Annotated in this window: 9 protein-coding genes; 6 read left to right on the plus strand and 3 right to left on the minus strand. The window is 58.5% G+C overall.

What is annotated here, in order from left to right; translation table 11 throughout:
- Positions 1 to 110: 110 nt before the first annotated feature.
- Complete coding sequence (locus ACN085_RS05465) at positions 111 to 788, plus strand: Crp/Fnr family transcriptional regulator (protein ID WP_083091991.1); 678 nt, start codon at positions 111 to 113, stop codon at positions 786 to 788.
- A 326-nt stretch (positions 789 to 1,114) separates the two neighbouring features.
- On the opposite strand, the gene ACN085_RS05470 is transcribed toward ACN085_RS05465, so the two are convergent.
- The 3 genes from ACN085_RS05470 to ACN085_RS05480 all read right to left on the minus strand — a co-directional run bounded on the left by ACN085_RS05470 (position 1,115) and on the right by ACN085_RS05480 (position 2,845).
- The gene (locus tag ACN085_RS05470; protein WP_419110843.1) at positions 1,115 to 2,089 is read right to left on the minus strand and encodes an NUDIX hydrolase; all 975 of its coding nucleotides are present in this window, start codon (positions 2,087 to 2,089) and stop codon (positions 1,115 to 1,117) included.
- On the minus strand, positions 2,082 to 2,558 hold the full coding sequence (locus ACN085_RS05475) for a RidA family protein (RefSeq protein WP_419104768.1): 477 nt from the start codon (positions 2,556 to 2,558) through the stop codon (positions 2,082 to 2,084). Before ACN085_RS05475 ends, ACN085_RS05470 begins: the two co-directional genes overlap by 8 nt.
- An 83-nt stretch (positions 2,559 to 2,641) precedes the next feature.
- Entirely contained in the window at positions 2,642 to 2,845 is a 204-nt protein-coding gene (locus tag ACN085_RS05480; protein ID WP_419110844.1) for a hypothetical protein, read from the minus strand.
- 244 nt (positions 2,846 to 3,089) lie between these two features.
- On the opposite strand from ACN085_RS05480, the gene ACN085_RS05485 reads away from it, so the two are divergent.
- The 5 genes from ACN085_RS05485 (at position 3,090) to ACN085_RS05505 (ending at position 13,003) form a co-directional block, all read left to right on the plus strand.
- Positions 3,090 to 5,219, plus strand: coding sequence for a transglycosylase domain-containing protein (locus ACN085_RS05485; RefSeq protein ID WP_419110845.1), 2,130 nt, complete (start codon positions 3,090 to 3,092; stop codon positions 5,217 to 5,219).
- A gap of 32 nt (positions 5,220 to 5,251) precedes the next feature.
- The gene (locus tag ACN085_RS05490) at positions 5,252 to 6,181 is read left to right on the plus strand and encodes a metallophosphoesterase (protein WP_419111047.1); all 930 of its coding nucleotides are present in this window, start codon (positions 5,252 to 5,254) and stop codon (positions 6,179 to 6,181) included.
- A 54-nt stretch (positions 6,182 to 6,235) separates the two neighbouring features.
- Positions 6,236 to 8,068: an ABC transporter ATP-binding protein gene (locus ACN085_RS05495; protein ID WP_419110846.1), complete on the plus strand. Its 1,833-nt coding sequence runs from the start codon at positions 6,236 to 6,238 to the stop codon at positions 8,066 to 8,068.
- Positions 8,065 to 9,885 carry an ABC transporter ATP-binding protein gene (locus ACN085_RS05500; protein WP_419110847.1) on the plus strand — a complete coding sequence of 607 codons (1,821 nt, stop codon included), beginning with the start codon at positions 8,065 to 8,067 and terminating at the stop codon, positions 9,883 to 9,885. The genes ACN085_RS05495 and ACN085_RS05500 overlap by 4 nt, the downstream gene beginning before the upstream one ends.
- 235 nt (positions 9,886 to 10,120) lie before the next feature.
- Complete coding sequence (locus ACN085_RS05505; RefSeq protein WP_419110848.1) at positions 10,121 to 13,003, plus strand: FAD-binding and (Fe-S)-binding domain-containing protein; 2,883 nt, start codon at positions 10,121 to 10,123, stop codon at positions 13,001 to 13,003.
- Positions 13,004 to 13,021: the final 18 nt, after the last annotated feature.

The following is a 13,021-nucleotide window of genomic DNA, read 5'->3' on the forward strand; positions in this document are numbered from 1 at the left end:
GTGCTGTGTGATGAACTAGGCAAAGACTATGCTTAGGTAGTCCGTAGCCCTCAGGAACAGGGTTCGCGCTTAAACTAACCAATCATCCCCCTAGGAGTAACAAAAGAACCATGGATATTGAAGTACTACGCCGCGCGCCACTCTTCGCTTCTCTCGACGATGAGGCATTCGCCGCTCTCACCGAAGACATCACCGAGGTAGACCTTTCCCGCGGTGCCACCCTCTTCTACGAAGGCGATCAGGGGGACCAGCTCTACTTCGTTATCTCAGGCAAGATGAAGCTGGGCCGCACCGCCTCTGATGGTCGTGAAAACCTGGTAGCTATCATGGGTCCCGGAGAAATCTTCGGTGAGATGGCCCTGTTTGACCCTTCACCCCGTTCTACCAGCGCAACCGCTGTTTCCGAGACTCGCCTGGCAGGTGTCAAGCATGAGTCCCTGCGTAAGGCTATGGAGAAGTCACCGAATATCTCCGCTCAGGTTCTTCAGGCACTGGCCCGCCGCCTGCGCCGCACCAACGAAAACCTGGCTGACCTGGTCTTCTCCGATGTTCCCGGTCGCGTTGCTAAGGCTCTGCTGGATCTGGCTGACCGCTTTGGTCGCCCCGCAACCGACGGTGTTCTGGTTGCCCACGAACTGACTCAGGAAGAGCTGGCTCAGCTGGTTGGTGCTTCCCGCGAGACCGTTAACAAGGCTCTGGCTGAATTCGTTTCCCGTGGCTGGATCCGTCTGGAAGCTCGCGCAGTGGTCATTCTTGACCTGCAGCGCCTGCGCCAGCGTTCACGCTAAGGCAAGCTCCCCTCAAGGAGGGGTAGAAACATAAAAACCGGGTGAGACAGTTACTGTCTCACCCGGTTTTCGTTTCTAGGCCTTAGCTCTTGAGGAGAACAAGAGCTGGGACCTAGCACAGCCAAAGGATTATAAAGACTTCTTCAAATGCGCCCCCGACCTGAACACCCGCAGATAGCCCTACGTATAGAAAATTTCTGGCCTTAAAGCACACAGTCAGAACAGTAAACACCCCACCGCTTTAAAGTTCTTTGATAAAAGCCAGGGACTTCTTAGTAGAGCACATTCTGCTCTTGTTTTGCCTGAATAAAGCTAGTCATAAAAAACTAAACTTTCTTTTCCTCTACTGACAGGTAGCAGGTACCTGTGACGTCCCGTTTAACCTCGGGTAGATAGAGGCTAACCTGGCGGCGTTTTGAGAGAAAAGCCACCGCACCAGAAGCCCCCGCGAGCTGTTCAAGCAGGTACATAACGCCCGGGGTAACGAGCTCCTGGAAGGGTACCCCCACGGTGTCCGGCTGACCGATTTCATCGCCCAGGGCAGTACTTGAGGGAGCCGCGGTCAGGTCGCGAGCGCTCACCCAGCGCCCCCAAATGCCCTTTCCAGCAAGGAGAGAGGGGCTCTGCCCTACGGGGACAGCGCAGGTGAAATAGTGCACGTCATAGCGTTTGTGAAAGAAACCCGGGGACTGCCAGCGGGCCAGAGGTTTGAGCAGGTCAGCCCTAATTTTTAGGCCCCTGCGTTCAAGGTAGTCCGCGAAAATTTTCTCCTGCTGGGCTACCGACTGACGTGAAGTCATGCATTCATGGCCGCTGGTCAGTTCGATGGTGGACAGCTCATTATCACCGGCCAGCAGAACACCGGTCTCTTCAAAAAGTTCACGGATAGCGGTCACTACAACAGCGCTTGTAGCTCCCAGGTCTTCCTGGGCAAAACTCTTAGCCCAGTATTCGCCACCGGGCCCAACCCAGCCTAGGGGAGCGTAGTCTTGACGAACCCCCAGACCGCCGGGGAAAGCTACCCTACCCATGGGGGATTTAACCCGGTAGGTCATAAAGGTTTCCACGCCGTTGGCACCATCTCGCACAAAGACCACTGCGGCGGCAGGTTTAGCCGGGGCTTGGTCACAGGCACCCTGGTCAAGCCAGGCGCGGGCGCAGTCCTGCTGACTGGGAGGAATCGGGTGGGTTTTAGCTACCGGCACGCGCGGGACGGCCCCCGTTCCCGCGGAGTAGGGGCGCGAGGCGGAGGCAGGGGCTACCTGCTTAAGGGCACCTGTGTACATGGACTGGTTAGGCATATTCCACGATAATTTCGACTTCAACCGGTGAATCGAGCGGGAGTACTGGCACGCCGACAGCTGAACGGGCGTGCACACCGGCATCACCGAATATGTCGCCTAGCAGCAGAGAAGCGCCGTTGATGACAGCAGGCTGAGCGGTGAAAGAGGGGTCAGAAGAGACGAAACCAAGGACCTTCACCACCCGGGTCACGCGGTCAAGGTCACCGATCACAGACTTCACTGCGGCCAAAGCGTTGAGTGCAGAGAGGCTAGCAAGTTTCTGGGCGGTCTCAGGGTCAACGAACCCTTCCTGACCCTTGTCGGCTACCTTGCCAGTAGCCGGAAGCTGGCCTTGCACGAAGGGAAGCTGGCCCGATGTGTAAACATAGTTGCCACTGGTTACAGCGGGAACGTAAGCGGCCACGGGAGCTGCCAGTTCGGGGAGCTCAAAACCAAGCTCTTTAATGCGGTCTTCAATCTTTGACACGGTAAGCCCTTTCTCACAGGGTGTCCGGGGGCATAAAACCGGGCTACAGGCCTTATGGCCCGAACCCGGTTCTGGTGCGATGTTTAGTTAGTTGCCTTCTTGCGCTTAAAGTAGGCGATCGGATTGCCCTGAGTGGGGGCAACCATGTTCCCTGCCGGGGTTGCACCGCTGGGCGCGGCACCGGGCAGAATTGCCACAAGCTCCCAGCCGTCTTCACCCCAGTTATCGAGGATCTGCTTGGTTGCGTGAATCATCAGGGGCACTGTTGCGTATTCCCATTTTTCCATAGCACCAAGCCTAGACCACCCGGGCCTAAAAGACGAAGAGGCCGGGCCTCAAGAGTAGGTTTTGAAACAACCAAAGCCTTCGGTGCGCCTACTGTGCACTACAGAGTGGAGCCGGGACAGCGTCTTGTGGGGTGCTAAAAGGGAGCTCCACACGGAGGCGAGCCGGTAGATTTTGAGGGACTTTTCCGGGCTAGTCCCCCGGCCCTGTGGTGCGCTTTGGCCGGGGAGCCGATAAACTGGTTAAATGGCTTCCTCTAAGAACGTTCGTACACGGCGCCGCACTCCGGGCGATTTCATTCAGTTTATTGCACTGAGCATTATCTCCGGCTTCGTAGTTGCTCTGATTCTGATACCACCAACTACCGCGATGAGCGCAACTATCAACGCATCCATGAACTGGTTTAAGGCTCTGCCTGTCAGCATGAGCAACGGGCCGCTCTCGAAGCCCTCTGTTATTTACGCAAGCGATGGCAAGACCGAACTTGCTTCTTACTATGCTCAGAACCGCACAGAGGTTTCTCTGGATAAAATTTCACAGCATATGAAAGATGCCATTCTTTCCTCAGAGGACCGTAAGTTCTACGAGCACGGGGCTGTCTCACCCCTGGGTATTGCACGCGCTGTAGTTAACAACGTGATTAACCCCGGTAACCGCCAGGGTGCATCTACCCTGACCCAGCAGTACGTCAATAACCTGCTGATTGATGCTGCCGAGCAGTCTGGGGAAGAAGCGGGCACTCTGGGTGCCAACAAGGACTACCTAGACAAAATCAAGGAAATGAAGCTGGCCATTTCCATGGAACAGAACCTGAGCAAGGACCAGATCCTTGAAGGGTACCTGAACATCATTAACCTGGGTGGCTCTAACTACGGCGTGGAAGCCGCCGCCTACTACTACTGGGGTATTTCGGCCTCTGAGCTGGATATCTCCCAGTCAGCCATTCTTGCGGGTATGGTGGTCTCTCCCAACATGTACCGCCCCGATGAGAATCCCGAACTTGCCAAAAAGCGTCGGGACATCGTACTGGGCACCATGCTCCGTGACGGCAAAATCACTGAGGATGAATACTCTGAGGCGCTCAACGAGGACGTCAACCTCGATATTCACACCACCCCCTCAGGCTGTTCTACGGCTGGAGATTTCGCCCATTTCTGTGTTTACGCTGTTACGGATTTCTTGAATGATGAAACCTACGGCGCAACCGAAGATGACCGTAAGAATGCCCTCTACCGGGGCGGTTACAAGATCATTACCACCGTTGACGTTAAGGCCCAGAAGGAAGCCAAGGCCCAGGTAGAAGCTACCCAACCTTCCACCAACAACCCCGATAAGGTATCAGCGGCTCTGGTTTCTGTAGAGCCCGGTAGCGGAAAGATTCTTGCCATGGCGCAGAACTCCGGCTACGGTGACTCCGTCAAAACCAATTTCGAGGACAACTTCTACAACTTCAACGTTGATATTGCCCACGGCGGTACTGCAGGTTTCCAGCCCGGTTCAACCTTCAAACCCGTGTTTCTTGCCCAGTGGATCAAGGACGGTAAGGGCGTTAACGCCACCATTGACGGCACCTCCCTGAACTACCCCAAGTCCTTCCGCTGGCCGGCCTCCTGCCAGCCCAACGGGTACATTATTTCTGAGGATGCCGAGGGTTTCTCCTTCAGCAACGCAGAAGGGGGCCTACGAACCTGGAACACGGTGGCCTACGGCATTAAGAACTCTATTAACTCCTTCACTGCCAAGATGGTATCGACTACCGATGCCTGCGCCATTAACGACCTGCGGGCCAAGCTCCGCATCACCGACGGGGCCGGCGAGGACCCCTACGAGATCACCCGCCCTTCCTACATGCTAGGTGGCTGGGAAAAGGGTACTACGCCCCTCACCATGGCTTCGGCCTACGCTACCTTTGCCAGCGGTGGCACCTACTGTGAGCCCCGCTCCCTCACCAAGGTCTCCAAGAACGGCAAAGAGGTCAAAGGCTATAAATCTACCTGTGAGCGTGTACTCGATGAAGACGTTGCCAATGGCGTTAACTACGTCCTTGAACAGGTGCTAGTCAGTGGCTCCGGCTACCAGCGCGGCATCGGGCTAGCCGGTGCCTCTGCAGCTAAGACCGGTACTACCAACGACTCCACCCAGACCTGGATGATTGGTTACACTCGTGGCATTGCCACCGCCTCCTGGGTAGGTAACGTAGATAAGGGTTCCCGCTCCCTCAACGGCCTATCCATCAACGGGCAGCGACTTAGCTACGTGGACGGTGCCACCTACGCCGGTGCTCAGTGGCAACGCTATATGCGCGCTGTAGCTAAGAACTACAAGACTGACGCTTTCACTACACCTTCGGCTAAGGTGCTTGGCACCAACCAGTAAGGAATGATGTGAATTCTCTGAATTCTGCTCATGTGGCGGCTTCGGCTGGCACTCTGGCACGATCCGCAGCAGCGGTTCTTGGCGCAGGTGCTCTAGCTGGGGCCGCCACGGCCGCTTATGCCCACTTTATTGAGCTCAATAACTTCACGATTCGCACCGAGACTCTACCGGTACTTCCCGCCGGTAGCCCCGACTTTAAGGTTCTGCATATTTCGGATATGCACATGATTCCCGGCCAGCGGCCTAAGCGGGATTTCATGCATTCGCTGGCCGAGCTGAAACCGGACCTGGTTATTAATACCGGGGATAACCTCTCCCATATCAGTGGGCTACCCGCCCTGCTCGATGCGCTGGACCCACTCCTGGACTTCCCCGGAGTCTACGTTCCCGGCTCCAACTGCTATTTCGCGCCGGTCGCCAAGAACCCGGCCCGCTACCTGTGGAAAAAGAACACCGGGGACGAAGCCAGCCAAGAAACCCGCGCACCCCTACCGACCCAGGACATGCACGATGCTTTCGATGCTCGCGGCTGGTTGGGGCTCATTAACCGCTATGACACGCTCACTCTCAAGGGTCTGCGCTTGGAGTTCTCCGGGGTCGATGACCCTCACCTGGACTATGACCGGCACCCCGGGTTCTCCCCCACCGCCTTTGAGCGGCAACCGGCACCAAGCCTGCGCCTTGGTATCTGTCACGCCCCCTACCTGCGTACCCTCAATCGTTTTGTAGCGGACGGCGCCCAAGCAATTTTTGCCGGACACACCCACGGCGGGCAGGTCTGCCTACCCGGTGGCCGGGCACTGGTTTCTAACTGCGACCTGCCCCCGGAACGCGCCAAGGGAGTCTCCCTACAAGGTAATATTCCGGTACAAGTTTCTGCCGGACTGGGTACCTCCCGGTTTGCCCAGGTGCGGCTCTTCTGCCCGCCAGAGGCCGTACTGGTCACTTTGACCGCTCCCTAAGCACGCACACTAACGGTTCTCTTCCTCAACCACAGACCGGAAGAAAAGGTAAACATGTCATTGCGCCTCTTGCGGGTTAAGCCTCTACCCACACCTGAGCCAGCGCCTTTTGTTGACACAAACGAACACGACCTTACACTCTGGCGTTACTCAGGCCCTATCCGGGGGCGCTGGTTTGCCGGTCTGCTGGTGGCTATCACCAGTGCTATTGTGGCAATCTCGATACCGCAGGTCTTGGGGTGGATTGTTGATTCGCTCCTCACCGATCAGCCCACCGTACAGGCTATCTGGGTCGGTGGTGGCATAGTCTTAGCCTTAGGTCTGCTCCAGTCGGGGCTTTTCCTCTTACGCCGCCAGCTGGTCGTTGAGCCGGCTTCGGAGGTGGAGAATACCATGCGGGTCAGAATCTTTGACCGGCTCTTGCGTTCACCCGTTACTTTCCACGACCGCTGGCCATCGGGCCAGCTACTGACCCGTACCATGTCCGATTTGGGCACGGTGCGTCGCTGGACGGCCTTCGGCCTGATTCAGCTCATCACCACCGCTATCCAGGTACTGGTGGGAACGCTCTATATGTTTGCCGGTTCCTGGCAGCTAGCCCTCATTTTCCTAGCCAGTCTTCCAGTTACTGTTTTCTTTATCTGGCGGTTTGTACGTACTTTCCGCCAGCTCACCCGTGCTTCCCAGGAGAAGGCAGGTGACCTAGCAACCTCTGTTGAAGAATCTGTGCAGGGTATTCGTGTGCTCAAAGCCTTAGGAAGGGGCGATCATGCCTTAGCTGGCTTTGCGACCAGCTCTGCAGAACTCAAAGACCTTGAAATCCGGCGCGGTCGGGCTACGGGAGCCATGCGTATGCAAACAGCTATGACCAGCGGCCTATCACTGGCGCTTGCTTTGATTGTTGGTCTTCAGCTTGTCGCGGCAGGCTCATTGAGTGTTGGTAGGCTAACAGGGTATTTTGCTACGGTAGTCATGCTGACGGGGCAGGTGGAGCGCAGCGGTATGCTGCTTTCCATGTACCTGGCTGCCAAGGTTTCCATGGACCGCCACCGCGCTGTCATGGTCGGTGCACCCGGTGAAGAGGTGGAACTTGTGGCTGGCTCACCCCTTAGCCCCTCAACAACTCAGGCCGCAGCCCTTCGGTTTGACCGGGTGGACTTTAGCTACGGCCCGGCTGAGCGCCCGGTCCTAAGGGGCTTCAGCCTGGATATTGGCCCCGGCGAGATTATTGCCCTGGTCGGTTCCACCGGCTCTGGTAAATCGACCGTCTTACACTTGGTCCAGCGGTTGTACCAACCCAATTCCGGGGCCCTTTACCTGGACGGTCACGATATTGCTTCCCTCCCCCTGCCGGAGCTTCGTTCCTCCGTAGCTATCGCTTTTGAGGAACCCGTTCTCTTTTCCACCAGCGTCCGTGAGAACGTCCTCCTGGGGGTTCAAGACCAGGGCCTCACCGAGGCAGAACTGACCCGACGGCTAGAGAATGCCCTTAAGGTTGCTGCCGCAGATTTTGTTGCCCACCTGCCGGAGGGGGCAGAAACGGTGATCGGTGAAGAGGGGATGAGTCTTTCGGGCGGTCAACGTCAGCGGCTCTCCCTTGCCCGCGCTATTGCGACCAATCCAGCGGTGCTCCTGCTCGATGATCCGCTCTCGGCACTCGATGTCACCACCGAAGAACGCGTCATTGACCAGCTCAAACAAGAGCTCACCAAAACCACCACCCTGCTCACCGCGCACCGGCCCTCAACGGTGGCGCTGGCCGACCGGGTAGTGCTACTCCAGGACGGGCAGGTTGCCGCAGTAGGAAGTCACACCGAGCTACTGGCCCGAGCTGACTACCGGGAGCTCATGGCACCCGAAGCCCCAGCACAGGAGGGCCTGGCATGAACCCTGTACCGCCCCGCGAAGACCGGGTAGAACTCAGCGCAGAAGAAGCAGGCCTGGTACGCCGCCGTTCCCTGAACCTGCTGGTAGAAATCCTAAGACCCGTGCGCGGCCACCTGCTGTTAACCCTGATACTGGTGGTCATCGCCATGGGGCTCAACACGGCCATGCCCTGGCTCATCTCACAGGCAATTAACACCACCATAGAACCGCTCAGGGGTGGGGATCCGGGGCCAGCTACCCGGGTTGTCCTGCTCTACGCGGGAGCCGGTCTTATCTCGGGTATCTGCCTTTACACCAACATTCTGCTGACCTATAAAATCTCGCAGAACGCGCTCTTTGAACTGCGGCAACGCATGTTTGCGCACTCGCAGAAACTCTCGGTGAGCTTTCACGAAACCTACACCTCCGGGCGAGTTATCTCCCGCCTGACCAGTGACCTCGACACGCTCCGGCAGTTCTTGGATTCTGGGCTCTCGGAACTTGCCTCCATGCTCCTCAGTATTGTGTTCACGGTACTAGCGCTCTGCCTGATGGACTGGCGGGCCGGTGTGGCCCTGGCCTGTATCGGCCTTCCGGTTGCCCTACTTACCCTCTGGTTCCGCCGCAATTCGACTCTGGCCTACCGGGCCCAGCGTGTGGCATCAGCGCGAATCATTGGCCGTTTTTCGGAGACCTTTACCGGCATCCGCGCAGTCAAAGCCTTCCGGGCAGAGGCGACCGCCCGCGAACAGTATGGGCAGGCCGCCGAAGAGTACCGGATGCGGGTTATGCAGTCCGTTAAGCTCCACGGCATCTACATGCCCACCCTGCAGGCTCTGGGCAATACCTTTGTTGCCACGGTCCTGGTGATTGGTGGCTACTCCATTTTGGGCGGCTCCATGCAGGCCGGCACACTCCTGGCTCTAGTGATCTATGCCAACCGGGTCTTTGAACCGATCTTTATGCTCTCTGATTTCTACAACCTCTTCCAGTCGGCAGTTTCTGCCCTTGAAAAGGTGTCCGGCTTTCTGGCGGAAGAACCTGATGTTGCCGAACCCGAGCACCCGGCTCAAAGAAGCAGGCCGGCCCAGGGGTATTTGGTCTTTGATGAGGCCGAATTTGAGTACCTACCCGGCAGACCTGCTCTCCACCGACTTAACCTAGAGGTAGCTGCGGGCCAGCACCTTGCGCTGGTAGGAGCGACCGGCGCCGGTAAATCTACCCTGGCAAAGCTGGTAGCCCGCTTTTACGACGTCACCCAGGGCTCTATCCGCTTGGACGGCCTAGACCTGCGAGAGCTCAGCGACCATCAGCTCCGCCGCGAGGTTGTGATGGTGACCCAGGAGGCCTACCTGTTTGAGGGCACCGTTGCCGATAACATTCGGCTGGGCAACCCGCAGGCCACCGACGAGCAGGTTCATGAGGCCGCCCGTAGGGTGGGGGCCTACGATTTCATCACCGCCCTACCCCAGGGTTTTAACACCCACCTGGCCAAGCGCGGTGGTCGTGTCTCCGCCGGGCAAGGCCAGCTCATTTCCTTTGCCCGCGCCTTCCTGGCTGATCCCGCCGTGCTCATTCTTGATGAGGCAACAGCCTCCCTTGATATCCCCACCGAGCGGCTGGTTCAGCACGGCCTTGGTACCCTGCTGGCGGGGCGCACCTCCCTGGTCATAGCCCACCGGCTCTCCACGGTGCTCACGGCCGACCGGATCCTGGTGATGGATGACGGGCGGGTGGTTGAGGACGGCTCCCCCAGCACCCTGGTAGCTCGCGGCGGGCGGTTTGCTCGGATGGTTGAAGCCTGGGAACAGAACCAAGGAACTGACCAAGAAACCTAAGTAGAGCGCAACCCAGTAGGCGATTTTGAGGCTGTGTTAAGCAAGAGAAACCTTCCCTTATCCGCCCCAAGGCACTGTTGGCGCAGTTCTTACCCCCGCTCTATTTCAAGCAGACAAGACCCATCGTTTGCGGGCTACACCACAGGCCGATAGATTGAGGATGTGCACGGCTGGTCATCGGCGCCCAGCACTGCTCTTCAAATGTCTGCGCCGCCCCAGCCAAGGAAAATCACCGATGAGTGTCGCTTCTGCAAGCCAAGCCCTCTCCCGATCTGCCACAGATTCAATCGCCGCTTTCGCAGCTGAGCTAAGGGATATCACCCACTCCGACTTCTTCTCCAATTCGTCGCTCGACCGGCTGGCTATGGCTCACGATGCCTCCCACTACCTGCTGGTGCCCGGTGCGGTAGTCCGCCCGCAGTCAGCCACCGATATGGGTAAGATTTTCGCGGCCGCTGACCGGCACAACCTACCACTGACCTTCCGTTCTGGCGGTACCTCCCTCTCGGGTCAGGCCGGTACCGAGGGCCTGCTCATAGATACCCGCCGCCATTTCCGCGGCATCGAGGTACTCGACGGCGGTCAGCGCGTTCGGGTTCAGCCGGGCGCCACAGTGCAGGCAGTCAATACCGCCCTCGCACCCTACGGCCGCAAGCTGGGCCCCGACCCGGCCTCCATCAGCGCCTGCACCATCGGTGGTGTGGTTGCCAACAACTCATCTGGTATGTCATCGGGCACGGAATTCAACACCTACAAGACCCTGGACTCTATGGTCTTTATCTTGCCCTCGGGCACTGTCATTGATACCGCAGAGCCCGATGCCGATGCCCAACTGGCCGCCCAGGAGCCCGCCCTGCACGAGGGTCTGACCCGCCTGCGCCGCCAGATTCTGGATAACCCAGCTTCGGTGGCAAAAATTCAGCAGCAGTTCTCCATGAAGAACACCATGGGCTACGGGCTCAACTCTTTTGTGGACTACGAACTACCCGTCAAGATTCTGGAACACCTGATGATCGGTTCTGAGGGTACCCTGGGTTTCGTCGCCTCAGCCACCTACCGCACCCTGCCGGTACTTTCCCACGTCACAACCGGCCTACTCACCTTCAGCAATCTTATTGATGCCACCAAGGCTATCCCCCAGCTCGTTGAAGCTGGCACAGCAACCGCCGAGCTGCTGGATGCGACCTCTATTCGGGTAGCCCAGCGCACCGGGCAGGTCCCCGAATCTCTAGCCGCTATTGAGGTCATTGATCATGCGACTCTCCTGGTTGAGTTCTCGGGCAATAGCGCCGAGGAAATCACCCACCAGCAAGATCAGGCGGCCCCCATGCTGGCCGGTTTACCGACTGTCCTGCCGGTGCGTATGACCTCCGATGCCGCCGAGCGCAACAAGCTCTGGGCAGCCCGCCGTGGCCTCTACACCACGGTGGCAGGCGCCCGACCCAGCGGCACAAACGCCCTGCTCGAAGACGTCGTGGTGCCCGTTGAAAAACTGGGAACTACCTGCCAGAGCCTCTCAGAACTCTTCGATGCCCACGGCTACCAAGACTCCGTCATATTCGGACACGCCAAGGACGGCAATATCCACTTCATGCTCAACGAGCAGTTCCGCGATGCCAAGCTGCTCAAACGCTATGAGGCCTTCACCGAGGACATGGTGCAGCTCATTCTCGATGCGGACGGCTCCCTGAAAGCTGAGCATGGCACCGGCCGTATTATGGCCCCCTATGTGCGCCGCCAGTTTGGTGATGAGCTTTACCGCATCATGTGCGAGCTCAAAGCCCTGATTGACCCCAATAATGTCTTTAACCCCGGGGTGGTGCTCTCGGATGACCCGGCCAGCTACATCCAAAACCTTAAGGTCGCTGAACCGGTGGAAGAAGAAGTGGACCGCTGTGTCGAATGCGGCTACTGCGAGCCGGTCTGCCCCTCTAAGGACCTGACGCTGACCCCACGCCAGCGCATTGTTATTCGCCGGGAAATTCAGGCAGCCCAGGCTGAGGGCAATACCGCTTTGGCTGACCAGCTTGCCACCGAGTACACCTACCACGGTGTGCAAACCTGCGCGGTAGATGGTATGTGCCTAACCCGCTGCCCGGTGCAGATCAATACCGGCGACCTGGTGCGCAGACTCCGTTCCGAACAGCAGAACAAGGCTGCCGCTAAGGGGTGGGACCTGGCGGCCAAGAACTGGGCGGCGGTTGATTCAACAGCCGGGCTCGCGCTGACTACCGCTAAGGCTCTGCCTTTCCCCCTGCCCAAAACTGCCACCGATATCGGGCGCAAACTCCTGGGTACAGATCTGGTCCCCTCCTACAAGAAAGACCTGCCCGCAGGCGGCAAGTCTCGCGCACCCCAGCCCAATCCCCGCGCCGAGATTGTCTTCTTCCCCGCCTGCGTGGGTGCCATGTTTGGCGGTGTAGATTCCACCGGCGCACCGGCTCCCAGCGCTACCGAAGCTTTCACAACTCTCTGCCAGCGGGCCGGTGTAGAGTTCACCGTGCCCGAGGGCATCAAGTCCCTGTGCTGTGGAACCCCGTGGAAGTCAAAGGGGTACACCGACGGCTACCAGCACATGGCCGACCGTGTTCTCGACATTCTTTGGGCGGCCAGCCAGGGTGGGCGCCTCCCGATTGTCTGTGATGCTTCCTCCTGTACCGAGGGCCTCCAGGTCATGAAAGAAAAAGCTGCCGCGTCAGGCCCCGGAGCATCTGGGCGCGATTACTCCCAGCTGACCTTCATTGACTCGGTGGAGTTTGCCGCTGACCGCCTGCTCACCGCGCTCACCGTCACTGGCCCCATTGCCTCGCTTGCTCTGCACCCCACCTGTTCCGTGACCCATCTGGGCATTGCCAGTAAGTTTGTGCAAGTGGCGCAGGCTATTTCACCCGATGCTGTAGTGCCCCAGGCCTGGGGTTGCTGCGCCTATGCTGGGGACCGGGGTATGCTCCACCCCGAGCTGACCGCCAGCGCCACCGCCGCAGAAGCCGCTGAGGTCAATTCCCGCAGCTTTGAGGCCTACGCCTCCACCAACCGCACCTGCGAGCAGGGCATGACCGAGGCCACCGGCCATACCTACCAGAACATTCTTCAACTGCTCGAAAAGGCCACCCGCTAGGCCGCTATACCGCCTTAG

It is taken from the genome of Rothia sp. P4278, assembly GCF_048512945.1.
Lineage (GTDB): Bacteria > Actinomycetota > Actinomycetes > Actinomycetales > Micrococcaceae > Rothia.

Bases quoted from the DNA above. Each gene is read 5' to 3' on its own strand.
- ACN085_RS05500 (WP_419110847.1), top strand. From the start codon at position 8,065: ATGAACCCTGTACCGCCCCGCGAAGACCGGGTAGAACTCAGCGCAGAA.
- ACN085_RS05465 (WP_083091991.1), top strand. From the start codon at position 111: ATGGATATTGAAGTACTACGCCGCGCGCCACTCTTCGCTTCTCTCGAC.
- ACN085_RS05470 (WP_419110843.1), bottom strand. From the start codon at position 2,089: ATGCCTAACCAGTCCATGTACACAGGTGCCCTTAAGCAGGTAGCCCCT.
- ACN085_RS05480 (WP_419110844.1), bottom strand. From the start codon at position 2,845: ATGGAAAAATGGGAATACGCAACAGTGCCCCTGATGATTCACGCAACC.
- ACN085_RS05505 (WP_419110848.1), top strand. From the start codon at position 10,121: ATGAGTGTCGCTTCTGCAAGCCAAGCCCTCTCCCGATCTGCCACAGAT.
- ACN085_RS05485 (WP_419110845.1), top strand. From the start codon at position 3,090: ATGGCTTCCTCTAAGAACGTTCGTACACGGCGCCGCACTCCGGGCGAT.
- ACN085_RS05495 (WP_419110846.1), top strand. From the start codon at position 6,236: ATGTCATTGCGCCTCTTGCGGGTTAAGCCTCTACCCACACCTGAGCCA.